The 23,350-nt window shown below is 63.9% G+C and carries 23 protein-coding genes and 1 pseudogene; 6 read left to right on the forward strand and 18 right to left on the reverse strand.

All coding sequences use genetic code 11. The features are described from left to right. The first annotated feature begins 27 nt into the window (after positions 1-27). The 3 genes from L0U80_RS19350 to ggt all read left to right on the forward strand — a co-directional run bounded on the left by L0U80_RS19350 (position 28) and on the right by ggt (position 4,230). Positions 28-807 (forward strand): phosphocholine cytidylyltransferase family protein, encoded by a 780-nt coding sequence (locus L0U80_RS19350; RefSeq protein WP_233868553.1) that lies wholly within the window; start codon positions 28-30, stop codon positions 805-807. 179 nt (positions 808-986) lie between these two features. Then, positions 987-2,390 carry an MFS transporter gene (locus L0U80_RS19355; protein ID WP_233868555.1) on the forward strand — a complete coding sequence of 468 codons (1,404 nt, stop codon included), beginning with the start codon at positions 987-989 and terminating at the stop codon, positions 2,388-2,390. A gap of 109 nt (positions 2,391-2,499) precedes the next feature. Then, positions 2,500-4,230, forward strand: a complete 1,731-nt coding sequence (gene ggt / locus L0U80_RS19360; RefSeq protein ID WP_233868558.1) for a gamma-glutamyltransferase — start codon at positions 2,500-2,502, stop codon at positions 4,228-4,230. Between the two features lie 84 nt (positions 4,231-4,314). Here the strand turns inward: ggt and L0U80_RS19365 are convergent, their stop codons facing one another. The 3 genes from L0U80_RS19365 to L0U80_RS19375 form a co-directional block, all read right to left on the reverse strand. Further along, positions 4,315-4,506: a hypothetical protein gene (locus L0U80_RS19365; RefSeq protein WP_233868560.1), complete on the reverse strand. Its 192-nt coding sequence runs from the start codon at positions 4,504-4,506 to the stop codon at positions 4,315-4,317. Positions 4,507-4,531: 25 nt separating this feature from the next. Continuing rightward, positions 4,532-6,238, reverse strand: a complete 1,707-nt coding sequence (locus L0U80_RS19370; protein ID WP_233868563.1) for an FAD-dependent oxidoreductase — start codon at positions 6,236-6,238, stop codon at positions 4,532-4,534. Between the two features lie 228 nt (positions 6,239-6,466). Further along, complete coding sequence (locus tag L0U80_RS19375; RefSeq protein WP_233868566.1) at positions 6,467-7,285, reverse strand: LuxR C-terminal-related transcriptional regulator; 819 nt, start codon at positions 7,283-7,285, stop codon at positions 6,467-6,469. A gap of 271 nt (positions 7,286-7,556) precedes the next feature. Here L0U80_RS19375 and L0U80_RS19380 point away from each other — a divergent pair, with 271 nt between their 5' ends. Further along, entirely contained in the window at positions 7,557-8,582 is a 1,026-nt protein-coding gene (locus L0U80_RS19380; RefSeq protein ID WP_233868568.1) for a VTT domain-containing protein, read from the forward strand. A 46-nt stretch (positions 8,583-8,628) separates the two neighbouring features. Here L0U80_RS19380 and L0U80_RS19385 read toward each other — a convergent pair whose 3' ends face one another. Continuing rightward, a complete protein-coding gene (locus L0U80_RS19385) occupies positions 8,629-10,056 on the reverse strand; it encodes a DHA2 family efflux MFS transporter permease subunit (RefSeq protein ID WP_233868572.1) in 1,428 nt (475 codons plus the stop codon). 278 nt (positions 10,057-10,334) lie between these two features. Between L0U80_RS19385 and L0U80_RS19390 the strand changes: the two genes are divergently transcribed. Continuing rightward, positions 10,335-11,360, forward strand: coding sequence for an aldo/keto reductase (locus tag L0U80_RS19390; protein WP_233868575.1), 1,026 nt, complete (start codon positions 10,335-10,337; stop codon positions 11,358-11,360). A gap of 53 nt (positions 11,361-11,413) precedes the next feature. On the opposite strand, the gene L0U80_RS19395 is transcribed toward L0U80_RS19390, so the two are convergent. From L0U80_RS19395 to L0U80_RS19405, 3 genes and pseudogenes are all read right to left on the reverse strand, one after another. Then, positions 11,414-11,590: a hypothetical protein gene (locus L0U80_RS19395; RefSeq protein WP_233868592.1), complete on the reverse strand. Its 177-nt coding sequence runs from the start codon at positions 11,588-11,590 to the stop codon at positions 11,414-11,416. Positions 11,591-12,091: 501 nt separating this feature from the next. Further along, entirely contained in the window at positions 12,092-12,793 is a 702-nt protein-coding gene (locus L0U80_RS19400) for a carbonic anhydrase (protein ID WP_233868595.1), read from the reverse strand. A gap of 775 nt (positions 12,794-13,568) precedes the next feature. Next, positions 13,569-14,663: pseudogene (locus L0U80_RS19405) on the reverse strand (MFS transporter); the annotation flags it as partial. 45 nt (positions 14,664-14,708) lie between these two features. Here L0U80_RS19405 and L0U80_RS19410 point away from each other — a divergent pair. Then, on the forward strand, positions 14,709-16,403 hold the full coding sequence (locus L0U80_RS19410; protein ID WP_233867260.1) for a recombinase family protein: 1,695 nt from the start codon (positions 14,709-14,711) through the stop codon (positions 16,401-16,403). A gap of 4 nt (positions 16,404-16,407) precedes the next feature. On the opposite strand, the gene L0U80_RS19415 is transcribed toward L0U80_RS19410, so the two are convergent. The 11 genes from L0U80_RS19415 to L0U80_RS19465 all read right to left on the reverse strand — a co-directional run bounded on the left by L0U80_RS19415 (position 16,408) and on the right by L0U80_RS19465 (position 22,968). Then, complete coding sequence (locus tag L0U80_RS19415; RefSeq protein ID WP_233867258.1) at positions 16,408-16,734, reverse strand: hypothetical protein; 327 nt, start codon at positions 16,732-16,734, stop codon at positions 16,408-16,410. Further along, positions 16,731-17,111: a hypothetical protein gene (locus L0U80_RS19420; protein WP_233867255.1), complete on the reverse strand. Its 381-nt coding sequence runs from the start codon at positions 17,109-17,111 to the stop codon at positions 16,731-16,733. The genes L0U80_RS19415 and L0U80_RS19420 overlap by 4 nt, the downstream gene beginning before the upstream one ends. Continuing rightward, positions 17,108-17,590, reverse strand: a complete 483-nt coding sequence (locus L0U80_RS19425; RefSeq protein WP_233867254.1) for a hypothetical protein — start codon at positions 17,588-17,590, stop codon at positions 17,108-17,110. The genes L0U80_RS19420 and L0U80_RS19425 overlap by 4 nt, the downstream gene beginning before the upstream one ends. Then, the gene (locus tag L0U80_RS19430) at positions 17,580-18,206 is read right to left on the reverse strand and encodes a hypothetical protein (protein ID WP_233867251.1); all 627 of its coding nucleotides are present in this window, start codon (positions 18,204-18,206) and stop codon (positions 17,580-17,582) included. Before L0U80_RS19430 ends, L0U80_RS19425 begins: the two co-directional genes overlap by 11 nt. Positions 18,207-18,266: 60 nt before the next feature. Beyond that, positions 18,267-18,500: a hypothetical protein gene (locus L0U80_RS19435; protein WP_233867250.1), complete on the reverse strand. Its 234-nt coding sequence runs from the start codon at positions 18,498-18,500 to the stop codon at positions 18,267-18,269. Positions 18,501-18,536: 36 nt separating this feature from the next. Next, the gene (locus tag L0U80_RS19440; protein ID WP_233868598.1) at positions 18,537-19,022 is read right to left on the reverse strand and encodes a hypothetical protein; all 486 of its coding nucleotides are present in this window, start codon (positions 19,020-19,022) and stop codon (positions 18,537-18,539) included. Between the two features lie 379 nt (positions 19,023-19,401). After that, entirely contained in the window at positions 19,402-19,875 is a 474-nt protein-coding gene (locus L0U80_RS19445; protein ID WP_233868601.1) for a hypothetical protein, read from the reverse strand. Positions 19,876-19,885: 10 nt separating this feature from the next. Then, the gene (locus tag L0U80_RS19450; RefSeq protein WP_233868604.1) at positions 19,886-20,665 is read right to left on the reverse strand and encodes a hypothetical protein; all 780 of its coding nucleotides are present in this window, start codon (positions 20,663-20,665) and stop codon (positions 19,886-19,888) included. 39 nt (positions 20,666-20,704) lie between these two features. Continuing rightward, positions 20,705-21,001, reverse strand: a complete 297-nt coding sequence (locus L0U80_RS19455; protein WP_233868607.1) for a hypothetical protein — start codon at positions 20,999-21,001, stop codon at positions 20,705-20,707. A 57-nt stretch (positions 21,002-21,058) separates the two neighbouring features. After that, complete coding sequence (locus L0U80_RS19460) at positions 21,059-22,135, reverse strand: recombinase RecT (protein WP_233868610.1); 1,077 nt, start codon at positions 22,133-22,135, stop codon at positions 21,059-21,061. A gap of 2 nt (positions 22,136-22,137) precedes the next feature. Then, positions 22,138-22,968 carry a PD-(D/E)XK nuclease-like domain-containing protein gene (locus tag L0U80_RS19465; protein WP_233867233.1) on the reverse strand — a complete coding sequence of 277 codons (831 nt, stop codon included), beginning with the start codon at positions 22,966-22,968 and terminating at the stop codon, positions 22,138-22,140. Positions 22,969-23,350 lie beyond the last annotated feature (382 nt).

Consider the following 23,350-nt stretch of genomic DNA (forward strand, 5'->3'; position numbering starts at 1 on the left):
TCTTTATCTCCGAAGGAAATTTTGCGCATGCGTGCCATCATTCTCGCAGCAGGCCTCGGCCTGCGCCTTCAGCAAAGCGCTGGGGAACAGTTTCCAAAATGCCTGCTGAAATTCGAGGGTGTGACGCTGCTCGAACGCCATCTGCAAATGCTGGAGCGGGTGGGCGTTACGGAGGTCGTGCTCGCGCTCGGCTTTCACCCTGAACTTGTCGAGGCCGAACTTGAGCGTATCGGTTGGCCGCATCGCATCGAGATCGTCCTGAATCCGCGTTTCGATCTCGGCAGCGTGCTGACTGTCCATTGCACGGCCGACGCGCTCACGCGCGGCGGCGACGTGTTGTTGATGGACGCCGATGTCCTCTACGACGAGCGCGTATTCGATCCGCTGGTTGCGGGCAACGCAAGCGCGAACCGTCTTTTGATCGACCGCGATTTCGAGGCCGGCGATGAGCCGGTGAAACTGTGCCTGCGCGACGGCGTGCCGATCGAACTGCGCAAGCAGCTCGCGGTGGGCCTGCAATACGACACGATCGGCGAATCCGTGGGCTTCTTCCGTCTCAAGGACGACACGGCCCGCCGTTTCGCGCAGATTGTCGAAGGCTATGTCGACACGGGCCGCGCGAATCTTCCTCACGAAGAAGCGCTTCGCGACCTGCTGCTGGAGCGCGGCAACGAGTTCGAAACCGCCGACGTCACTGGCGCGCCGTGGATCGAAATCGATTTCCCCAACGATGTGACGCGCGCTGCCGAAACGGTGTTGCCTCAACTTCGTCCGGTCGTTAGCCGCGCGACGCAGACGACTGACTGACTCATTGATTGGTCGCTGGCGCAACTGGAGCTTTGAGGTGCCGCTGTTATGCGACGGCGCTTCACGGCCTGGTTGCCCTGGGGCGCGGCTTCATCTGTTGCAGGGTCACCCACGTTTCGCAACACGGTGCGATAATGACAAATCGTCGCACCCAGCCGCGCTGACTGTCGTTACTGCCCATGCCTCTTGCCCTCGGCACCTTCATCGTTCCGCTCATCGTCGCATGCGCGATGTTCATGGAGAACGTAGACTCGACAGTCATCGTTACATCGCTTCCCGCGATGGCCCGCGATCTCGGCCATAGTCCGATTACCCTGAAGCTGGCCGTCACGAGCTACGTGATCGGCCTCGGCGTGTTTATTCCGGTCTGCGGTTGGGTGGCCGACCGCTTTGGCTCGCGCAAGGTCTTCAGCACGGCCATCGGCATCTTCATGGTGGGCTCGCTGCTGTGCGCCGCATCCAGGTCGCTCGAGATGTTCATCGCCGCACGTTTCGTGCAGGGGATCGGCGGCGCAATGATGGTGCCGGTGGGGCGCATCATCATCTTTCGTTCGCTGCCGAAGTCGGACTTCATTCGCGCCGTCAACTACCTCACCGTGCCCGCGCTGCTTGGGCCGGTCGTCGGTCCGCCGCTTGGTGGTTTCATCACGACGTATCTGCACTGGCGGCTCATTTTCTTCGTCAACATCCCGATCGGTTTGCTCGGCATCTGGCTTGCCAGACGACACATCGCGAACATGCACGAAGAGCATCCTGGCCCGCTCGACTGGTCTGGATTCATTCTTTCCGCAGGCGGCGCGTCGCTGTTCATGCTCGGACTTTCGCTCGTCGGCAGCGGACTCGTCTCGTTCGGAACGGCATTGGCGATGTGCGTCGTCGGCGCCGCGCTGCTCGCGGTCTACTGGCTTTACGCGCAGCGCGTCGAGCGACCCGTGCTCGATTTGGGCTTCCTGCGCATTCCCAGCTTCAACGCGAGCGTCGCGGGCGGCTCGCTCTTTCGCATCGGCCTCGGCGCTGTGCCGTTTCTGCTTCCGCTTGCGCTGCAGGAGGGCCTCGGAATGACGGCGTTTATTTCCGGGTCGATCACTTGCGCCTCCGCGTTCGGTTCGATCTTCATGAAGACGATCATCTCGCGCGTGCTTGGCCGCTTCGGATTTCGACGCACGCTGATCGTCAACGCCGCGCTCGCGGGTGCATCTATCGCTGTGTACGGGCTCTTTTTTCCCGGCATGCCCCACTGGCTCATCTGGCTGATCGTGCTCGTCGGCGGTGTGTTCCCGTCACTGCAGTTCGGGAGCCTCAATTCACTCGCATACGCCGATATTCCGTTGCGTGACATCGGCCGCGCGACCAGCGTCGCGAGCGTGATCCAGCAGGTGTCGCTCGGGCTTGGCGTGACCATTGCGGGCATCGTGCTGCAGATTTCGCACAAAGTGCAGGGCCACCCCGGCATCGTCTGGTCGGACTTCTGGCCCGCGTTTCTCGTCGTGGGGCTGTTCTCGATCGCTTCGATTCCCGTGACGATGCGCCTGCCCGCCAATGCGGGAGAGGAAATTGCGCGTGGACGGCGTGGCACGACGTGAGCGCCGCGCACTGCTGCGGAGTCGATCCGTTTGATCGCAAACGTTTGCTCGTCGTGCTATAAGGCCACGGCAGGTCGTTGGTTGATGAACCGGAACATGGAGATAGCGAATGACGCTGGTAGACCGAACGAAAATATCCGCCGCTGTTATTGCACTCGTATCGCTGGGCGCACTCTCAACAAGCTTCCTCGAAAACTCTCCCGCCTTTGCCAAAGCAACGCAGCAACCCGCCGTACTGACCGCTTCGGCCGTGGCGGTTGCGGACAAGTACGCGGCTGATGCCGCCGAGCAGATTTTCAAAGAGGGCGGTAATGCCGTCGATGCGGCCGTGGCGATCGCCTTTTCGCTCGCGGTGACGTATCCCGAAGCGGGCAACATCGGCGGCGGTGGATTCATGACGCTGTACGTTCATGGCAAGCCGTACTTCCTCGACTATCGCGAGCGCGCACCGCTCGCCGCCACGCGCACTATGTACCTCGACGATAAGGGCAACGTGATCGAAGGCAAGAGCCTTTATGGCGCTGACGCCGTGGGCGTACCGGGCACCGTCGAGGGCATGTGGGAAGCGCAGCGCCGCTTCGGCAAGCTGAAGTGGAATCAGGTGCTCGCGCCCGCGATCAAGTATGCGCGCGATGGCTTCGTGGTTGACGAGCAACTCGCGAAGCGTCGCGACGAAGCGTCGAAGGAATTCGGCGGCAAAACCAATTTCGACCACTACTTCGGCGATATGAAAGTGGGCGTGACGTTCAGGCAACCCGACCTCGCGAACGTACTCACGCGTATTTCCAGCGACGGCGCGAGAGACTTCTACGACGGAAAGACCGCCGAGCTGATCGTCTCCGCGATGAAGGAGGGCAACGGTCTCATCACGAGGCGCGATCTGCAGGAGTACAAGGCGGTGTGGCGTCAACCCGTCGAGGCGAAGTGGAACGGTTACAACATCATCACGGCGCCGCCGCCGAGTTCGGGCGGCGTAGGCCTCGTGCAACTGCTGAAAATGAAGGCGATGCTTGCACCGAAGTTCGAGGGCGTGCCGCACAATTCGGCGCAATACATTCATCTGATTGCGGAGATTCAGAAGCGCGTCTTCGCGGATCGTGCTCAATACCTCGGTGATCCGGACTTCTACAAAGTACCGGTTGCGCAGTTAATCGATGACGCGTATCTCGCGAAGCGAGCCGCCGACGTCAACCCCGAAAGTCCCTCCGACACGAAGAGTGTGCAGCCGGGACTCGGCACGTCGATGCCCGAGAAGGCGGAGACAACGCACTTCTCGGTGGTCGACAAGTGGGGTAATGCGGTGTCGAACACGTACACGATCAACGGTTACTTCGGCTCGGGCGTGGTCGTGCCCGGTGGAGGCTTCCTGCTGAACGACGAGATGGACGACTTCTCGGCCAAGCCCGGCGTACCGAACATGTTCGGCGTGGTGGGCAGTGACGCCAACGCGATTGCGCCGAAAAAGCGGCCGCTTTCCTCGATGACGCCGACCATTCTCACGCAGGACGGCAAGGTGGCGCTCGTGATCGGCACGCCGGGCGGCTCGCGCATCTTCACGTCGATCTTCCAGGTCATCACCAATATGTACAACTTCCAGATGCCATTGAAGGATGCAGTGGCCGCGATGCGTTTTCACCACCAGTTGCTGCCGCCGAACACGATTTTCTGGGAACCGTATCTGCCGATCGACGGCGACCTCGCGAAGCAGCTTGAAGCGAAAGGCTACGTCCTGAAGGGGCAGGACTTCAACGGCGATATTCAGGCGATCCGGATCGACGGTAATACACCGGAGCCGGTTTCCGATCCGCGCGGACGTGGTGTGACGCGTATGGTTCAGTGACCAGAAAAATTTCGTAGGCCACTGGAAAACGGGACGCGGTGCTTGCGCATCGCGTCCCGTTTCGCATGGGATAAAAAGTTTCGTTTAGTGCGGTGTGGGTGCGGCGAGGTCTTCGCACGCCGCATCGATCAGACTGAGCGCGGTCCGTGCGTTTCCGATGCGCTCGATCGCGAGCAGCGCGAAGCGAGCCAGAAACAGCGGCGTGTTGGGCTCACCCAGTTCGGTCATGGTTTTGCAGAGACGCGTGTAGACGGTGTCGAGTTCGCTGTCGGTCATGGGATTCTCCGGGTATGCGTGCGAGTCATGCCCGCAATGTGTGTTCGAGTGCAGCGAGGGCGCTGGCTGCAATAGCGTCGGCATTACCGTGCCAACGACCCAGCACGTGGCCGTCCGGCCGCACGAGATAGAGCGCCGGCTGAGTCGCGCCGTACATCGGAAACAGCCAGCCCGTGTGGTCCCAGCCGCCGGGGCGCGTGGCGTCGGCGGGTTGTTGCGCTGAGAGCGGCACGAGTGCAACCGGCACTGCGCGGCTGGCGAGCGTCGCCTCCATCGCGGTCAGTGCGCCCGGGAGCTCGCCGTCAACGCTAAACCAGAACGCCGTGAAGCGCGGTTCGACGAGATCGGTGAGGTGGCCTGCGCGCGAGGCTCCAGTTCCCACAAGGGTCAGTGGACACTCGGGCAGAACAGTGCCCGGCGCGGGACCGTTCGCGAACGCATCCGACGATGCGGCGTTCAGTGGCGAAGCAGTGTAGGCGATCGCCGAGGTTTGCCGCGGGTTGATCAGCGAACGCAATCCCGGATGTTTGACGGCGAGGCCGAGTACGGCCGTACGCATCAGATTGAACGCGAACGACGGCGGCGCCATGAATTCCGTACTCTTCGTGCCGTAGCTCAGGTTCTCGTGCGCGGCGTACACGCGCTCGTCGGAGTATGTGTCGAGCAGCGTTTGTGCTGCGAGTCCCTTCACGACGAAGGCGAGTTTCCACGCGAGATTGTCGGCGTCGTCAATGCCGGAATTCGCGCCCCGCACGCCGAAGATAGGCACGAGATGCGCCGCATCGCCGGCGAATAGCACGCGACGATGGCGATAGCGTTCGAGCGTCAGCGCGTTGGCTTTGTAGATCGTGATCCAGATGGGCGACCACGGCGCGGTTTCACCCATCATGTCGAGCAGACTCTGCACACGTGGCATCACGTTTTCTGGCTTGATGGCCTCGTCTGCGTCCTCGCCGTCGCGTAGTTGGTAGTCGATGCGCCATACGTTGTCGGGCTGCTTGTGCACGAGTACCGTCGAGCCTCGATTCGAGGCCGGATCAAAATATGCGAGGCGTTCGGTGGGACGCGCGCTATCGAGCAGGATATCGACGATCACATAACGTCCTTCGTAGCTCGTGCCGGCGAGCTTCAGGCCGAGCGCCTCGCGGATCGTACTGCGCCCGCCATCTGCGGCGACGAGCCAGTCGGTCTGTGCTTCGTAGTCGCCTTCGGGTGTTGAAAGCTTGAGGGTCGCGCCGTGCTCGTCCTCCCGCAAGGCCGTCACCTTCGTGCACCAGCGGATGTCGATGAGATCTGCGTGAGCCTCTGCAGCATCAAGCAGGAACTGTTCGATGTGGTACTGCGCGAGGTTGACCATCGGCGGCAGCTTCTGCTTCTCGTCCTGCGGCATGCTGAAGTGCAGCACTTCGTCGTTACGGTAGTAGCTGCGGCCGCCAGTCCACGGCAGGCCCTTCGCCAGGAATCCGTCGAGTGCGCCCAGACGCTCGATGATCTCGAGGCTGCGGCGTGAAATGCAGATGGCGCGGCTGCCGTAGCAGACCGACTCGTCGGCTTCGATCAGTACCGATCGCACGCCATGGCGGGCGAGGCCGAGCGCAACGGCGAAGCCCACCGGGCCGCCGCCGACAATCGTGACTGTGTGGCGCTGCGTCTCGCGACCGTTATCGAGTTCGGGTATCCGGGCAGCGTATTTCCTGGCCTCGAATGGGTAGGGTTTGAATTCAATGCTCATCGTGTGTTCCTGTTGAAGAGGGCGCGCGCGCCGTCGTCAGAAGAAAGGGCGAGGAGGGGCATAGGGGATGCGTCTCCGATACGAAATTTTTGCGATGCGTGCCGTCGCGAAGCGCGATTGAGCGGTATCGGCGGCTATGGCGGCAGTATCGGGCGCAGCAGGCGGCGCGCTGTCCTCAATTTGGGTACAGCGTGGGCTTATCGGAAACCCGGGTGGTCGCGGGGGAAGTCAGGTTTTGTCCGCGGCGAGGCACAACGCAAAAAGCTGCCTCTGGCTCGAGATGCCGAGCCGTTGATACGCGCGTTTCTGGTAAGTCACGACGCTGGTGGGTTTGATACCCATGCGTTCAGCGATCTCGATGGCGCTATGGCCTTCGAGCACGCCGCGCAACACATCGAGTTCGCGTTTGGACAGCGCGGGACAAAGGCTGCGCAACCGCGCGAACATCATCTGCGGAATGCCCATCTGGCGCTGGCCGCGCAACGCGTAGTGATGCCTGGTCGCTTCACCGATCAGCGGCGCCAACGATTCGACGAGTTCGACCTCGGCGGCGCGGAAATTGCCCGCGTCACGTTCCCGATAGAGGTTCACTGAGAGCCAGATGTCGGCGGAAGGTTGCAGCAGCAACGAGAGCCGGTCGGACACGTTGGGGTTCGCGTAGCAGACGGTGCGATAGGCATCGTGCGCGATGTCGTCGCTCGATTGCAGGTGCAGGACGAGCGACGAACCGAAATGCCCGGCAGCATTGCCGCCGACGATCTTCTGGTTGCCGTCGAGCGCGTAGAAGAGGCGCGCGTAAGTGTCGGCGACGTCGCGCAGGAAGCGTCCGCCGCGATGATCCGCCACCGAAACCGTCCGCGGCCGGTTGCCGAACTCATAGGCGAAGACCGTGCATTGCGAGACGGACGTCGCGGGACCGAGCAGGTTCAGTACTTCGGCGGCAAGTGAGTTGGTGTCGTCGCGGCCGATGGCCGAGACGAGGCTCGTGACGCGTGAAAGGTCGAATTGACCCGTCTGCCTCGGTCGGTCGAGATGCCAGTAACGCATGTTTCGTAGCGGAAAGTTGTAGCAAGAACGCTGCCGTTATGAGATTAGCATCTTTGCCACTTACGCGTGTGCGGTTGCGGGGTGCAAACAGCGAGGGTGCATGTCTGAAGATGCGTACGGCCACGCCAGGGCCCGGTGCGCGTGGGAAAGCCCATCGTGCGATCGGGCGCGCAACGCTAAACATGTGTTTGGGTTAATCTCCGCTGTCGGCGCGCGCAGGTGCGCCGTTTCGTTTCTTACTCAGTCCGGTCAAACGCAGGAAACATCTGAAATGTGGACTCTTTCGAGCGCCATTCCGCCCGATTTCGGCGCTGGGGTGGTTTTTCTCAGTGTGCTCGTGACGCAACTTGGCGTGCCGGTGCCGGCGGCGCCGGTTCTCGCGCTGGCGGGGACGATGGCGGCCGATGGCGAGGTGTCCTGGCTGCATCTGCTGATCGCGGCCGTGATCGCCACGTTGCTCGCGGATTCGCTCTGGTTCGCCGCAGGCCGCATGCACGGCCGGCGGCTTCTGAACGGGCTCGTGCGCTTTTCGCTGTCACTCGACACATCCGTTCGTGTTGCGCGCAACGTGTTTGAACGCCACGGTGCGCCGATACTTTCCGTGACGAAATTCGTGCCCGGGTTCGGGCTGATTTCCGCGCCGTTGCTCGGCACGACCTCGATTGATGTCCGCGTCTTTCTGCTGTGGGATGCCGTAGGGGCGGCGTTATGGGCCGGCACGTGGCTCTTCGGCGGAGCAGCTCTCAACGCGGAGATAGCACGCTTCATGCTGTTCGTGCACACCAACGGCGGCACGATTTTCGATGTGCTCGCCACGGCGGGCGTGCTGTTTATCGCGTACCGGTGGATTCGCCGCGTCCAGTTCCGGCGCTGGCTGGCAAACCATCGCATCACGCCTGACCAGCTCGACGAGATGATGAGATCGTCCGCGCCGCCGCACGTGCTGGACGCGCGGCCCCAGGACGTGCGCGAAAAGGAGGCGTATCGCATTCCCGGCGCGCGAGCGCTAAACCTCGATTCGCGTGAGGCGCTCGCACCTGAACTGCTTGCACGGCCGATTGTCGTGTATTGCGTCTGCCCGAATGAGGCGAGCGCAAAACGTGTCGTCGACCAGCTGCGCAGCAAGCGCATTTATCACGCACACGCGCTCAAGGGCGGACTGGATGCCTGGGTGCGCAGTGGCTATCCGGTCGAACCGTTAGCAGCGGACTTTTATGGCGCGCGTGCGCGCGACGACGAAACGCTGGAGGCGGGCGCCGATGCGGCATTCGAAGTGTGCGCGGATCCGTCGAAGTAGCGCGGCGACCGTTGGGGCGGTGCCGCGCCGTTGGTCGCAATTGGTGTCAGGCGCGCTGGCGTCGCGAACCGCCGCCCATGTTTTGTCCCGCGTCGTGCGCGAGACTCACGTATCCCCAGATCGAAAGCATCGTCACGATGCCGGCGAGCAGAAACGCGATCCGGAAGTCGTCGAGCGTGAATACGTGACCGGTGGTCTCACCGTTGAATGTGGCCGCCGCGCGCAGCGCGACCGCGCCGAACGCAATGCCAAGACCGATCGTCATCTGTTGTGCGGCACTCCAGAGCGTGCTGGCGGCGCTCGTTTGCGGCTGCGGGACGTCGGCGTAGGCGAGGGTTGCGAGCGTCGTGAACTGCATTGAACGCGTGACGCCGTAGATAAAAGCGACGATCAGCACGACGGCGCGCGGGATCTCGGGCGTGAGCAGTCCGCACACGATCATTGAGACGCTCACGATTGCGGCGTTCACGATGGAAACCTGGCGGAAGCCCCAGCGCTCGAGCACACGCGTAGTGAACGCTTTCATGCCGAGATTGCCGATCGCGCTGGCGAGCAGCAACAGGCCCGATCGGAACGCCGAGAGGCCGAAACCGATCTGGAACAGCAGTGGCATCAGATACGGCACGGCCTCGATACCGATGCGCGTGAACGAACCGGTGATGACCGTCACCGAGAACGTCGGAATTTTCAAAGTGGAAACGTCGATCAACGGATGCGGATGGCGTTTCGCGTGTACAACCGCAAGTACGCCCAACACGAGGCCCGCGGCGACGATGGCGCCGGCCACCCAGGGATTCTCGCCGGGCTGGCTGGCGAGTTCGGCGCCGTAGAGAATCGCCGTGAGCGTAGCGCCGCTCAGCACGAGGCCGACAATATCGAGCGGTCGGCGTTGTTCCCCGCGCAGATTCGGCATCAGCGCGACGACGGCGGCGAGTACCGCGATGCCGAACGGCACGTTAAGCAGAAAGATCCAGCGCCACGAAGCGTAGGTGGTGATGAAGCCGCCCACGGGCGGACCGACGACGGGCGCCGCAATGGCGGGCCAGGTGATCGTGGAGATCGCCTTCATGAGCCGGCTTTTGTCGGTGCTGCGCACGACGATCATTCGCCCGACCGGCACCATCATCGCGCCGCCGATACCCTGCAGCACGCGCGCGGCGATGAACTCTCCGACGCTTTGGGATAGTCCGCACATGACCGAGGCGATCGTGAACGTGACGACCGCGCTGAAGAACACGGTGCGCGAGCCACGCCGGTCGGCGACCCAGCCGCTCGCGGGGATGAAGATGGCGAGGGCAAGCATGTACGAGGTCATGCCGAGGCTCAGGCTATTCGGGCCCACACCGAACGAGTGTGCCATCTGCGGCAGCGCCGTGGCGATGACCGTCGTATCGAGGTATTCCATGAAGAAGGTTGCGGCCACAACGTAGGGCAACCAGCCCACTGAAGGGGCGTGCGCCGGATTGCCTTTCATTGGGCCTCCCGGTGCGGAGCAAACTTGATGGGGCGGGGCGTTGCGGACGTTCCGGAAGCGGCGAGGGGGCAAAGCATGGTCGGATTGCGCGTGGATTGCTGACTGGAAAATCGCCGACCGGAATGCCCTGTGCATACCGGGTCAGGAGAATGCGATAGTTTCCGATACGAAAGCGAAACTATACAGCGTTTGGCACCGTCTCGTTTCTGACAAAGGTATCGCGATATGCGTAGACTCGATTCGCTATTCGCTCACCACCAATCTGTGGAGGATACGTAATGGAACACCGCTTTCTGGGGGCATCTGGCTTCAAGGTGCCGGTTCTGAGTTTTGGTACCGGCACGTTCGGCGGCAAGGGCGAGTTTTTCGAAGCCTGGGGCGCGACCGACGTCGCCGAGGCGCGCCGCCTGATCGACATCTGTCTCGATGCGGGCGTTTCGATGTTCGACAGCGCCGACATTTATTCGGGCGGTGCATCGGAGTCGGTGCTCGGCGAGGCGCTCAAGGGGCGCCGTGACAAGGCAATCATTTCGACGAAAGCGACGTTCCGGTTCGATGACGGTCCGAACAGCGTCGGGTCATCGCGTATTCATCTGAAACGTGCCGTCGATGCCGCGCTCAAGCGTCTGCAAACCGACTACATCGATCTCTTTCAGCTCCACGGCTTCGACGCGAAAACGCCCGCCGAAGAAGTTCTTTCCACGCTGGACGATCTCGTGCGCGCGGGCAAAATCCTTTACACGGGCGTGTCAAATTTTTCGGGCTGGCATCTGATGAAGTCGCTCGATGTGGCCGACCGCTATGGTTATCCGCGCTATGTCGCCAACCAGACCTACTACTCGCTGATCGGTCGCGACTACGAATGGGAGCTGATGCCGCTCGGACTCGACCAGGGCGTTGGCGCGGTCGTGTGGAGTCCGCTAGGCTGGGGACGCCTGACCGGCAAGATCCGGCGCGGCCAACCGCTGCCCGAAACGAGCCGTCTGCACAAGACTTCGGACATGGGGCCGCCAGTGCCCGACGAGTATCTGTATCGCGTGATCGATGCCATCGACGAAGTTGCGCAGGAAACCGGCAAGACCGTGCCGCAGATCGCACTGAACTGGCTGTTGCAGCGGCCGACTGTGGCTACCGTCCTGATCGGGGCGCGCGACGAGGCGCAACTGCGTCAGAACCTGGGAGCCGTGGGCTGGAACCTCACGCCCGAGCAGGTCGCGAAGCTGGATGCCGCGAGCGCGGTGCGGCCCGCGTATCCGTACTGGCATCAGGAGGGGTTTGCGGAGCGCAATCCGTCGCCGGTGTGATACGGCCGGGCCTCGCGGCGCGCCACCGATTGAACGGCCGTGCGCCGCCGCGCTCAGGTCACATCCGCAGCCTGGAGGATCTGCTCTGCACCGAGGTGGATCGCGAGCGCGAAGAAGTCACGTTCGGCGAGATTGACCGCCTTGGCGATGTCGAGTGCACGGTCATGGTCGTGCGGGTGCAGGAGTAGCTTGACCTCGATCTTGGCTGGCGGCTTCGGCAGGTAATCCACAGGAGTTTTCCTCGGTTACTGGGTTTATTGCCCTCGGGGGGCGGTGCCCATTACCGGTCGCCGGCGCGCAGCAAGGCGCGGGCCGTTCGCCGCGGTGCTGTCTGCGGCTTCGAAAACGGCTAAGACGTGGAGTGGGCCTGCTATGCCTGCCATCGCCAGCATCGGGGCGACGACGGGCCTCAAGTGCCGCGAACGCGTTTTGCGTGCTCGCGCGCATTACTGCAACGGTATTGCGCTTGAAACTTGGGTGAGGCAAGAGGTACGGCGGAACGGCGCCCGTTTTTCTTCTGCTGCGATGGGGCCCCGAATTCACTACGGGGCGAAGTATAGCCGTGTACGCCCCTAGGGTAAATACCTACCCTGCAACTCATTGTTGCAAAATGTTGCATTAAGAGGCGAGATCGCCGTGAAGTGGCGCGGTAGCGCGGATGTACCGCTCGTTTGGGAGAAAGGGTACGCGGCGTCGCGCAGGACGCCGCAGCGCAATGCCCCGAAGCGGCCTCAACCCGCCGCGCGTTTGCGCAGACGGGCGCGCGCCTCACCGAGTGTCTGGAAATGTCCGTGTGTGTCGTCGAAGACCGAGACTTTGCCGTGACCGATGTCGTACACCCAGCCCTGCAATGCCAGGCGGCCCTGCGCGACTCGCGCTGCTACCGCCGGGTGGGTGCGCAGATGCGTCAGCTGCAGGCGCACGTTTTCCTCGACGAGTGCCTGCACGACCTGGTCCTCGTTCAGCTCGAGTGTCCGTACGACACTGCGTGCCGCCTCGGCATTGCGTAGCCACGCTTGCACCGTGGGCATGTCTGCAGTGGCCTCGGCGCCGGAGGCCAGGCCCTTCATCGCGCCACAGTCGGTATGGCCGCACAGGACAATCTGGCGCACGTTAAGCGCGAGCACGGCGAATTCCACCACGGCGGAAACACCGCCAAGCATTTCGCCATATGCCGGGACGATGTTGCCGATGTTGCGGCACACGAACAACTCGCCGGGGCGGGTCTGCGTGATCAGCTCCGGTGAAACGCGTGAATCGGCGCAGGCGATGAACAACGTGTGCGGCGCCTGATTGTGCGCGAGGCTGCGGAAGAGTTCCTTGTCGCCCGGAAAAACGTGATGAGTGAACTCGTCCACGCCGTCAAGCAGGTGCTGCAGATCGCAGCCGCACGATTCGGAGTGGTCGTCGTGCGAGTGGGTGTGTTCTGGCATGGATGTTTCTCTCGTGATAATGATTCGACACAATCGAATCGCAACAGTGGAAGTTTAGGTTGCCACGACGGCGGGCGGATCGGAAATACGCCAGTACCACGGTCGTTTTCCCGTTTTCCGATCGTCACTTCCAGTCTCTGGCGGGATATTTGAATCCGACGATACTGAAAGTCGAACATCGTGGAATCCCTTCCGCGGACTTTGACGGTTGCGCTCGGGGGCGCATTTTCTCACGTCGCCGGCGAGTTGCGATCTACACGTGCTTGAAAGTCGCGGTGAGGGCGTGCATCGAGGCGGGAACGCCATGTCAGACGGCCGACCAGCCGGTCGGTTAATCGATGGAACTCGTGCTTTGGTGCGCGGTCGTAGGCGTGGCGATTCGCCGCTTCGATCCGATGACGATGTCCGCGTCGTAGCAGATTGTTGCGGTCTCTGGTGTCGATCGCTGATCTGTTTGACCGCGAGGTATTGCAATGACACGCGCCGTGTGGGGACGGCGATGCCGGTGATGAACTGGGCTGTGCAACATGTCAGCCACGGCGCGCGTGCCACCGCGCTACGTACCGCTCGCCTTCGCTAACAGCGACGGTCGGTCAGACATTCTCATCGGCCTATCAATCAGTATTGCGAATGATTAAATTCGTTAGTGGCGCAGATGTGCCACTCACAGTATGCGATCGCAGACATCGCGGAAACGCTGCAGCTTGCCTGGCGGCTTCGAGCTCTGCGGCAAGCGGCACCTTCGCGTGGAAAACACCGCTACTGCACGCGCACGTCAGGGTTCTACGGTGCGCGGTTCGGTGCTCGCGCGCCGGGCAGGCATGAAGTACCAGGCGCCACCCAGCAGTTGCAGCGCGATCAGCCCCGCCCACACGGTTTGATGCGCAACGGCCGGATAGTGGCCGTCGAGCGCGGGCCAGTGTGCGAGCGCCGCGCCAATCGCGATCTGCGTAACGAAGATACCGACGAAGATGACGAGTGTGAAAGTCGTGTTCACGCGGCCGATCATGCGCGGCGGAAAGTATTCCGCGAGGACAGCGTAGGTGAGAATTCCAGTGCTGCCGAGTGCGCCGTAGGCCGCCCACAGCATCGACGCGGGGAGCGACACGCGAGCGGCGAGCAGCACCTGCACGAGCACGAACAATGTCATCGTCACACCCGAGAACAATTGCACGCTGACGCCACGCCGCTCAAATGCGCGCGCGAGCGCGCCGAAGCCAATGTTGCCGACAATGAACGCACCGCCCAGCACCGATACGAGCGACGCGGCGCGCGCGGTCACGTCCGTGGTGCCGGCCGGCACGACGTCACGCAGGAAGCTGCCGACCCAGAGCGACTGCATCGCGTAGAACACGGTCTGGGTCAGTGCCGAGAACGTCGCGGTTTTCCAGAAGACACGGCTTCGGAGGATATGGGCGGTGCCTTTGAACTGTTCGAGGACGCTGGCCTGATGATGGTTGTTACGCGTGCGCGGTCCGCCGATCCAGATGATCGACGCGACGGTGACAGTGAGGACGGCGAGGCCGACGCTCACTGCACGCCACGGCGCGACAGAAAGCAGCCACGAGAGCGGCGTACCCACGGCGACGCCGCCGAGCCCTCCCACGGCCATCACGAGTCCGTTGACGAGCGTGAGATGCGATACGGGGAAATGCTGGGCAGTGGCCTTGAATGCTCCTCCCAGGCAGACTGAGACGCCGACGCCAATCAAGAGTCGCCCCAGCATCATCATGCCGATGCTGTGAGAGAGTCCGAAGATCAGTGCGCCCGCGGCTGCAATCAGCATCACGCACGACGTCACGCGGCGAGGCCCGAAATGGTCGAGCAACACGCCGCCCGGAATCTGCGCGCCGGCGAAGCCGAGGGTAAATGGATATAACCTCAGGATTCCACAACGTCTATAGTAAACGGAATCATGAAGCCGCGTGTCTACAGCTACCTTCGTTTCAGCGACCCCAAGCAGGCCAACGGCACCAGTGCCGCCCGGCAGATGGAATATGCGAGCCGCTGGGCTGCCGACCACGACCTGACGCTCGATGCGTCCTTTACACTACGTGATGAAGGTTTGTCGGCTTATCGTCAGCGACACGTCAAGCAGGGCGCGCTGGGCACCTTTCTGCGTGCCGTCGAGGAGGGGCGCATTCCCGCCGGTTCGGTGCTGATCGTCGAGGGGCTGGACCGGCTCTCGCGTGCCGAGCCGCTTATCGCGCAGGGCCAGCTTGCACAGATCATCAATGGCAACGTGACGGTGGTCACGGCGTGCGATAACCGTGAATACAATGCGCGCACCCTCAAGGCCCAGCCGATGGATCTCGTCTACAGCCTGCTGGTGATGATCCGCGCGCACGAGGAGTCGGAAACAAAAAGCCAACGGGTAAGAGCGGCCATCAGACGGCGGTGCGAAGGTTGGGTCAATGGTGACTTACGAACCGTTTTCGCTGGTGGCCACGATCCGCGCTGGATCGAATGGGTGCCTGAGAAAGGCTACGTCCTTGTAGAGCGCCATGCTACCGTGATCCGGTCGGTGATCGGCTACTACCGGCAGGGATATGGCACGACGAAAATCATGCAGATAGCCGGGCCGCAGGCGTTGCTCGCGGAGGCGGGCGTGAGCGCGGCACCGCGCATTCACCGGATCATGGAGAATCGTGCGTTGATCGGCGAAAAAACCCTAATGGTCGATGGCAAGAGCTATGTCCTCAAGGATTACTATCCGGCGCTGCTGACCGAAGCCGAGTTTGCCGAACTGCAGCACATGATGCGCCAGCGGGGGCGACGCGCCGGCAAGGGAGAAATCCCGGGCATCGTAACCGGACTGCGGATTGCGCACTGCGGCTATTGCGGCGGACCCATGACGGCCCAGAACTCGAACAAACGAAACCGTCAGGCCAACGGGCTGCCGCAGGACGGGCACCGGCGGATCATCTGCTCGGGACATCTGAAGGCGGATCGTTGCGACGCGGGTAGTTGCAGCATTGTGCCAATCGAGCGGGCGCTGATGAATTACTGCGCCGACCAGATGAACCTGGACGCATTGCTCAAGGGGAGCGACAGGATCTCGCCGCTGGCGGGCAAACTCGCGCTCGCACGTGAGCGCGTGGCGAAAACCCAGGCGCAGATCGACCGGCTCACCGAGGCGCTGCTGGAGGACGAGGCGGCGGCACCGGCCTCGTTTACGCGCAAGGCCCGGCAACTGGAGGCGCAACTCGTCGTTGAGCAGGAGGCGGTCGCGACGCTGGAGCACGAACTGGCGACCACGCGCAAGTCTGCAGTACCCACGGCGGCGAAGGCGTGGGCGAATCTGGTGAAGGGTGTCGAGATGCTCGACGCCGGAGCGCGGCTGCAGGCCCGGCAACTGGTGGCCGACACGTTCGAGCGGATCGCGATTTACCACCATGGCTTCAGGCGGCAGGCGGGCAGTCCGACTATCGACATGCTGCTGGTGTCGAAGGCAGGCGTTTCCCGGCTGCTTCACGTTGACCGCAAAACGGGAGCGTGGCGGGCAGGCTCGGCGGTGAACCTGCGCGCCGTACTCAACGGACACATCGACCGGTCTGATGAAACGGTGAAACCGCGAGCCCACACGAAGAGCGTGCGGCGGGTGGCCTGAGCACTCAATCTTCGCGCGTTGGGTCCTGCGTGAAGCCCTCGGGTGTCCCATAGACCTTCAGATAGCCCTGGCCCTGCCAGAACAGGCGATAGGCATGGACGACGACGCTCCATGCTTCCTCGCCCACGGCGGGCCCGCTGTGCAGGACGTGACCGGTCTCGTCGAGTACGGCGAGCGTCGCGGGATGTCCGTCGACAGTGGTCACGGTTAGCCCCGGCTGGCCGTTCGCGCTCATGATGACGCCAGCGAGCAGCCCCATGGACGGATCGTCGGGGTCGACGACTGGTGGGGCCGGGATGGGGGGTGGGCTGGTGCCGCGTCGGGCCTTCATGGGCTGTCCTGTCGCATCAGGTGAGGCAGACGGTATCCGGCTTCGCTGAAGGCCACCCGATGCCGCTCGCGCGCTTCGCGGCTCTTGCACGCCTGGATCAGTTGCGTGTGATACAGCACGCGCAGCGCGAGGGCTTCATCCGGCTCCAGCTCGCGCACGCAGCGGCGTCCGGCATCGAGCGCGAAGGCCCGGTGCCGGAGTATCTTGCTCCCGACATCGACCTCCACCAGCACCGCAAAGGCGCAGGGCACGAAACTGAAGTCGCCCGGCGTGCGGTCGAACAGCACCAGCACGGCGGCATCGTTGACCCAGCCTGTATCGTCGCTTGCGCTCGCAAGCGCCAGGGCTTCGGCCAGCACTGCAGGGTTGTCTCTCATGCCGTCGGGTCCTGATCGTCGAACACGCGACGGGTGTGGCGCGGGCGGCCCCGTTCGTCGAAGTGGCCGGCAGCGATCAGATCGTTCGTCTCCTCATCGAATGCCATCTTGTGAACCGTCTTGGTGCCGATTTCGCGCCCGAGCGATTCGGAGAACGCGGTGCGTTCATCGAGCGTCATCTCTTCGCGCAGCACGTATTCGTCGCCGCGTCCGGTGGGACAGTAGGGCTCCAGTTCGAACTCGCCCTGGCTGAGCGCATGCAGTTCGGCCACGCGCTGGCGTACGCGCTCGCGGGCATAGTCGCGACATTTCATGCTGGAGGTGTAATACGCAAGGGCCGGTGCGCGTCGTGCTGGATCAAGCAGCGCGGCGACCTTGTCGCCGACGGCGACCGGATTAATGCTCACCTCGTTGCGATGACGCATGTCGTTAAAAACCTGATCGATCATGGCCATGATCTGCGCGTGTTCAGTCGTCATGCCTTGCTCCGGTTGAGACAAGAAAAGCACCGATACGTGCGGCGAGGTCCAGGATCTCCCGGCGCACGGTGGGGGTCGTGGCAGCAAGCGCGGCACCCATGTCGCGCTCGAAATAACCGTGCCGTTCAAACGCATACAGGTATTCCAGAAACTGGATCGCCAGCTGTTCGGGCTTGAGCGGTCTGTGGATGATCACCGGCGGCAGGTGCGCCTCGATGATCCGCGTGGTCGAAACGGGTTCGCTTTTGTCAGCCAGCACGGCTTCGAAGGTCTCATCGGGTACATCGGCCAACTGCTGCCAGCGGCTCGACTGGTTACGGCTGATGCCGAGTTCGTCCAGCCGGGGAGGATGTGTCACGTCGCGTGACACATCCTCTTTTCTGACGTGCTGGTTGTTGCCACTCGGAGTGGCCCGCGCCATGCGATGCAGCAGCTCGCCCGCCTGCCGTTCGGCGCGGATGCGGATCTCGGTCGCCTTGCGCTCAGCCTCGAAGTTCTGCGCCTGGCGGGCATAGATTTCGAGTGCGAGCGCCTGGTCGTGTAGCGCCTTGATCTCGTCGACCGCATGACATTCAGCGATGGCGCGGCACATCGACTGATAGCGTGTGTCGACCAACGCCGTGACCGGTTGGTCCTCTGCTGGCGTTTTCATGATGCCCCTGCTCTCCGTCCCTTCTCAGGCCCGCTGCCTTGCCGCCCGGCCCAGATAGCCGTCGCCCGTGCGCAGATGCTCGAGGTCGCGGCGCACCTTGCGCAGGCTGCGCCAGTCGGAGCTGGTCAGCGACAGGATGATGAAGTCGCCCGTATCCGGGCGAACCACGCGCAGATGCCGACGCGTGCGGCTGACCTCCAGCTCCGGATAGCGTCCGAGCAGCCGGCGCAGGTTCTTGTCCGGGATGAAACACCTCATCTCGGCCCCCGTTCATGACCTCCAGACGCGCGATGACTACGCGCAGGCATCGGCGGGCTCCTCGCACACGCGCGAGGGCCGGTGCGCCTCGCGCAGGATCAGGGCCGCCTGCAGCGCTGCCGTATCGAGCCCGAGCCGCCGGGCGTGGCGGCTGAGTTCATCGGGCCACTGGCTGGGCGGGTGGGTGTCGTGAATGCCCTGCAGCGGCGCGAGCAGGCCGAGATGGCGCTCCATGAACTGTGCGAGCATGCGCGCCGCCTGCGGTCCCGTGTAACGCAGAAACGGGATCAGGTTGGCGAGGCTGCGGCCTTCAAGTACGGCGCAATACAGCTCATTGGGAAGGACGGCGCCGATCGCGCAGGCGCGGCCCTGGGCGTCGCGATACAGGCACGTCACGTCGCCGTCCCGGCTCACGTGCCGGCAGGCGCAGCCCTGCATGATGAGATGGCATGCGATGTGGTCGAACAGCGCCTGCGCGTCCATCGCCAGTACCGCAGCCAGCGTGGGATAATGATTCATCATCAGGACTCCTTCCTGTAAAAAATAACCGTGCCTGCCTCGCCAGGCCTCACCCAACCCCGCCTAGCCAAAAGAGCCTCGCCGGATATGCCATGCCCAGCGCCGCCACGCCGCACCCAACCGCGCCTGCCTTGCCGTATCGCGCCGAACCGAACCGGGCCCTGCCTCAAGCGCCTATCCCAGCCGGTGAAGCCCAACCGTCGCAAGCCAAACCGTGCCTGCCTTGCCGAACCGGGCCCAGCCTGGCCTAGCCCCGCCATGCCCCGCAGAACCTTGCGGCGCCTTGTTATGCCCAGTCACGCCTGCCTGGCCGCGCCCAGCTCGGCCTTGCCACGCCGCGCCTTGTACTGTCCATCCTGGCCTTGTCGCACCGGGCCCCGGCTCAGGCTGCGACCCGCCCGGCGCGCGAGGCCAGGTCGGCCACCTCGCTGAGCAGGGTCTCGATCTCCTGTTCGAAGCCCAGCGCACTCGCCAGCGACCGGGCGCGCGCCAGCGCCCCGCGGATCGTCGCGAGTTCGGCCATCAGAGTCAGGCGCGCCTCGGCGCTGCGGCTGCGGACCTTCGCGATACTGACGTAGCCACTGCCGGTTCGCGGCGTATGGACCCACGCCGGCACCGAGAGCGTTTCGCGGCGCACGCGCACCTCGACGCGCACGCTGCGGATCAGCTCGCGTGCCTGATCGGTCCGGTAGAGTTCGGCAGCCCGCGTGTCGTCCCATTCGAACAGGTGGTGCAGCGGCGAATGGGCGCGCCGTGCGTCATGCAACACGGTCTTCGGCGTGAGCAGCTTGCCGTTGCTGTCATAGAGCTGCTGGAGGTGGTCGCGGATCGCGTCGCTGGTCGGCCTTCTGCGCATGGCGTTCTCCTTACGCGGCTTCACGCAGGCCGCGCCGGCGCAGCTCGACGTTGTACCAGGCGAGCAGTTCCTGCGATTCGCTGTTCCAGGCGACCGGTGCTTTCATCGCGGCAAGCTGCTGTTTGCGTGCGCCGGACTTCACCAGCCGCATGAGCACGGCGTCGTCGGCGTTGACGACCTCAAACTGGCCGTAGGAGCCCGAGCCCTTCTGCGGACGCCAGTCGCCGATCCCGCAGATGAGGCCTGCTGCATGCAGCAGGTTGAGGATCGACTGCGCGCGCAACTGGGGCGTGACGAAGGTGATCTCGGCCACTGCGGCCCATTCGGGCAGGATCACGCGCGTGCGGATATCGGGTGTGCGACCGGGATCGGCCATGCGCACGGTCGAGCACAGCACATGGGGGATGCCGAACACCGGGATCAGGTCGGCGCCGATGAAGGTCAGGCGTCCGATCTGGGCCTTGGAGGTGCCCTTCATCTCGAGCGCGGCGTCGCGCATGGCCCCCTTGAGGGCGGTGGCAGGAAACGCGAGCAGGGTCGGCGCATGCTCATCCACGAGCCGGTGCGCGGCGGCGGCGAACTCGGCGAGCGGATCGTGCTTGAGCGACTGGGCGCGCTCGGCGGCGTTCTTGCGCCCGCCGGGCAGCAGCAGTTCGTGCCGGGCCTTCTCGCTGAACCGGTTCAGGATCAGCGGCGTGCGTCCCCGGATGAAGACGCGGGCAATGCCATGCTCGACCGGAGCGATCTCGATCTCGACGGACGGCGGGTTGCGGGAGGTACGTGCAGGCATGATGGACTCCTTCAGTCGATACGGCCAGAGGGGCGCGCCTTAGTGCGCGCCGGAGGGCGCAGCGTCCACGCGGATGACCTCCACGGTGAGGCCCTCGAACAGGCTGGCGACCATCTGCTGCATGCTGAAGGTGCCCACCTCGCGACGCACGCTGTCGAACACGGCCTGCGCCTGTTCGGGCGTGTGCCGGCCGCTGCCGATAATGCGGACGATGTCGATGACGCAGGCCGCGCCGAAATAGAAGAGCGTGCGGGCCAGCTCGCGCTGGTCGGCGGGGACCGGATGCTGCGCTTCGAAGGCGGCGAAATCGGCCGCCAGCAGGGCTTCGTCTAACATTGTGGACTCCTTAATTGGATGCGGCCATCACGCGCGGGCCGCGACGCGCGAGTGCGATTACGTCGGGTTGCCTTTGGCCTTCGCGGCCAGCTCTGCGCCGATCTCACCGGCCAGCGCGCGCAGCTCCTCGCGCTGCGCGTCGTCGGTCACCGCGTCGATCAGCTTCGCGGCGGCAGCGAGCGCCGCGCGGTTCTTCGCGCGGTTCAGCCGCTCGGCAACCTGGGCATAGGTGAAGGCAAGCGTCGGCTTTGCGTCGGCGGCTTCGTCACCGTCAGTTCCGGGCGGCGGGTTGCGTGTCGCGGGCTCCTCGCCCGATGCCGGCTGGGCATCGGCGGCTTCGTCAGCGGACGGTGGCGGGTCGGCAGACTGCGCGGCGGTGGCCTCGCGGATCGCGGCATTGATCGTGCCCACCGGATCATCGGTCCCCGGCCCGGGCGACTGGCCGAGATAACGGGCGTCGCGCTGGTCGTCGCGGCGCAGTGCGTCATGCGCTGCTACGCTCATCGGCAGGCGCTTGGCGAGGCGCTTGAGCGGCCTGACCTTCGCCATCTCGTCGGGCCATTGCTGCCACGGCGCGTCCGGGGCGTGCGCTTTCGTGAGTTCGCGAAAGTGCTCGATCTCGCTCCACGGCATCGATTCGAAATACACGCCGCCTTCTTTCATGCGGGCGAACGCGTACACGAGCAGCGGCGGGGCACCGGGATGGAGGACATCCGGGCGGTGCCGGAAATGCACGCCGTGCTCATTGACCTCGTATTCGAAGAGATCGTTCGTGCGCACGATGTACGCAGCCACATCGAGCAGTTCGCCGCTCTGGCGCACGAGCTTGAGCAGTCCGCCGACCATCGGAATCCAGCTGGCGCGCTTCACGTGATGCTTCGTGTCGGTGAACGGCACGATCGCGCCTTCACGGCCATCGGGCAGCAGGCCGTCCTGGGCGGCCTCCATGCACGCGGCGAGCAGCGAGGTCTGCTCGATCTCGTAGAGATCCGGCGTGGACAGCACGGCGGTCGCGGCCACCCGCGCGAAGGCGCGCGGATCCATGCCGGGCGGCAGCACGAGGGCGATCTGTCCGATCTGCCGGTCGGAGAGAATATCGGCGCGGAACGCCTGGATGTGATGCGGGATCGGCATGATCAGTCTTCCTGCGCAAGGGTGGGCAGACGCAGCGCCCAGGACGGCATGACGAGCGGCTGGAGCGTGTCGGGATAGCCGCGCCAGCGACCCTCGCGCCGCGCGCGGGCATAGATGCGTGCGGCTTCAACCACCAGGTCGCGGCCCGCGCACAGCGCGTCGGTACCGGCCACATAGCAGGCGCAGCCGAACGGCGGTTCGGTCTCGATGGCGACCCATGCGTAGAACCGGGGTGAGGCATCGAGCACATGCTCGCAGCCGCTGCTGTAATGCGCGGCCTGGGCGTGATAGGCATAGCGGGCGACCGAGCGTGCGAACTCATCGGCGCACGCGTTACGCGTGGTCTTCAGGTCAACGATGCCGCCGTCGCCACGCAGCGCATCGAGCCGGGCCTTGCACGGGATGCCGAATTCGTCGTCCTCCCAGAACAGGCTCACCTCGCTCGTGATACCGGCCAGCAGCTCGCGCGCGGCGGGATGACCCTGCACGGCGTCGCGCACGCGCTGCGCGCGGTCGAACTCGGCCTGCTTCAGGGCAATGCGGCCTTCGAGACCCGCTTCGAAGGCGTTCCACGTCGCCTTGTCAGCATTTGATCGCCGTTCGCACTCCGGCGCGATCGCGACGGGCGGCGCGCGGTCCGGTTCGAGCACCAGCGCGTGGACCACGGTGCCGAAGGCCATCTCGGATGAGGGCTCGCGCGGCGCGGTGCGCCAGGCGTCATAGTGCGCCGCCGAGCGCAGCAGGTGCTTCACGCCGCTCGAGGAAAACGCCTCGCGCGAGAAATACTCGGTGGCAGGCAGATGGTCGAGGCGACCGTGGGCAGGGATGTCCATGCTCACACCAGCCTCGCGGCAGCGGGCGCGGAGATGGGAAGGAAACCTGAATGATTCATGACGGAAGGAGCAGCGTTCGTGCAGCGTGTGGAACGGAACGATAGGACACGGAAGATGGTTTCCCAAGCACGAAATTGTTTCCGTGCGCGGCGAGGTAATCGCGACAGGTCGTGCGCGCGTCGCCCACGACGTGACCTTTCAGGATCTGCATTTCACCCCCTGTTTCAGGGCATTTCTGCGTGCGGTGCAGATTCGGTGCATCCGGTTGACTTCCCGTTTTTTCGCACTACGCTTGTGTTCCATGACGCTTTCATTCAACCTGTTCTACCGCCACCACACGCCTGCAAGCTCATTACGGCGGAATGCGCATCACGGCGCCTGT

The organism is Paraburkholderia adhaesiva, assembly GCF_021390575.1.
GTDB lineage: Bacteria > Pseudomonadota > Gammaproteobacteria > Burkholderiales > Burkholderiaceae > Paraburkholderia > Paraburkholderia adhaesiva.

Coding starts and splice junctions, on each gene's coding strand:
- L0U80_RS19350 (WP_233868553.1), top strand. CDS start 28: ATGCGTGCCATCATTCTCGCAGCAGGCCTCGGCCTGCGCCTTCAGCAA.
- L0U80_RS19355 (WP_233868555.1), top strand. CDS start 987: ATGCCTCTTGCCCTCGGCACCTTCATCGTTCCGCTCATCGTCGCATGC.
- ggt (WP_233868558.1), top strand. CDS start 2,500: ATGACGCTGGTAGACCGAACGAAAATATCCGCCGCTGTTATTGCACTC.
- L0U80_RS19365 (WP_233868560.1), bottom strand. CDS start 4,506: ATGACCGACAGCGAACTCGACACCGTCTACACGCGTCTCTGCAAAACC.
- L0U80_RS19370 (WP_233868563.1), bottom strand. CDS start 6,238: ATGAGCATTGAATTCAAACCCTACCCATTCGAGGCCAGGAAATACGCT.
- L0U80_RS19375 (WP_233868566.1), bottom strand. CDS start 7,285: ATGCGTTACTGGCATCTCGACCGACCGAGGCAGACGGGTCAATTCGAC.
- L0U80_RS19380 (WP_233868568.1), top strand. CDS start 7,557: ATGTGGACTCTTTCGAGCGCCATTCCGCCCGATTTCGGCGCTGGGGTG.
- L0U80_RS19385 (WP_233868572.1), bottom strand. CDS start 10,056: ATGAAAGGCAATCCGGCGCACGCCCCTTCAGTGGGCTGGTTGCCCTAC.
- L0U80_RS19390 (WP_233868575.1), top strand. CDS start 10,335: ATGGAACACCGCTTTCTGGGGGCATCTGGCTTCAAGGTGCCGGTTCTG.
- L0U80_RS19400 (WP_233868595.1), bottom strand. CDS start 12,793: ATGCCAGAACACACCCACTCGCACGACGACCACTCCGAATCGTGCGGC.
- L0U80_RS19410 (WP_233867260.1), top strand. CDS start 14,709: ATGAAGCCGCGTGTCTACAGCTACCTTCGTTTCAGCGACCCCAAGCAG.
- L0U80_RS19415 (WP_233867258.1), bottom strand. CDS start 16,734: ATGAAGGCCCGACGCGGCACCAGCCCACCCCCCATCCCGGCCCCACCA.
- L0U80_RS19420 (WP_233867255.1), bottom strand. CDS start 17,111: ATGAGAGACAACCCTGCAGTGCTGGCCGAAGCCCTGGCGCTTGCGAGC.
- L0U80_RS19425 (WP_233867254.1), bottom strand. CDS start 17,590: ATGACGACTGAACACGCGCAGATCATGGCCATGATCGATCAGGTTTTT.
- L0U80_RS19435 (WP_233867250.1), bottom strand. CDS start 18,500: ATGAGGTGTTTCATCCCGGACAAGAACCTGCGCCGGCTGCTCGGACGC.
- L0U80_RS19440 (WP_233868598.1), bottom strand. CDS start 19,022: ATGATGAATCATTATCCCACGCTGGCTGCGGTACTGGCGATGGACGCG.
- L0U80_RS19445 (WP_233868601.1), bottom strand. CDS start 19,875: ATGCGCAGAAGGCCGACCAGCGACGCGATCCGCGACCACCTCCAGCAG.
- L0U80_RS19450 (WP_233868604.1), bottom strand. CDS start 20,665: ATGCCTGCACGTACCTCCCGCAACCCGCCGTCCGTCGAGATCGAGATC.
- L0U80_RS19455 (WP_233868607.1), bottom strand. CDS start 21,001: ATGTTAGACGAAGCCCTGCTGGCGGCCGATTTCGCCGCCTTCGAAGCG.
- L0U80_RS19460 (WP_233868610.1), bottom strand. CDS start 22,135: ATGCCGATCCCGCATCACATCCAGGCGTTCCGCGCCGATATTCTCTCC.
- L0U80_RS19465 (WP_233867233.1), bottom strand. CDS start 22,968: ATGGACATCCCTGCCCACGGTCGCCTCGACCATCTGCCTGCCACCGAG.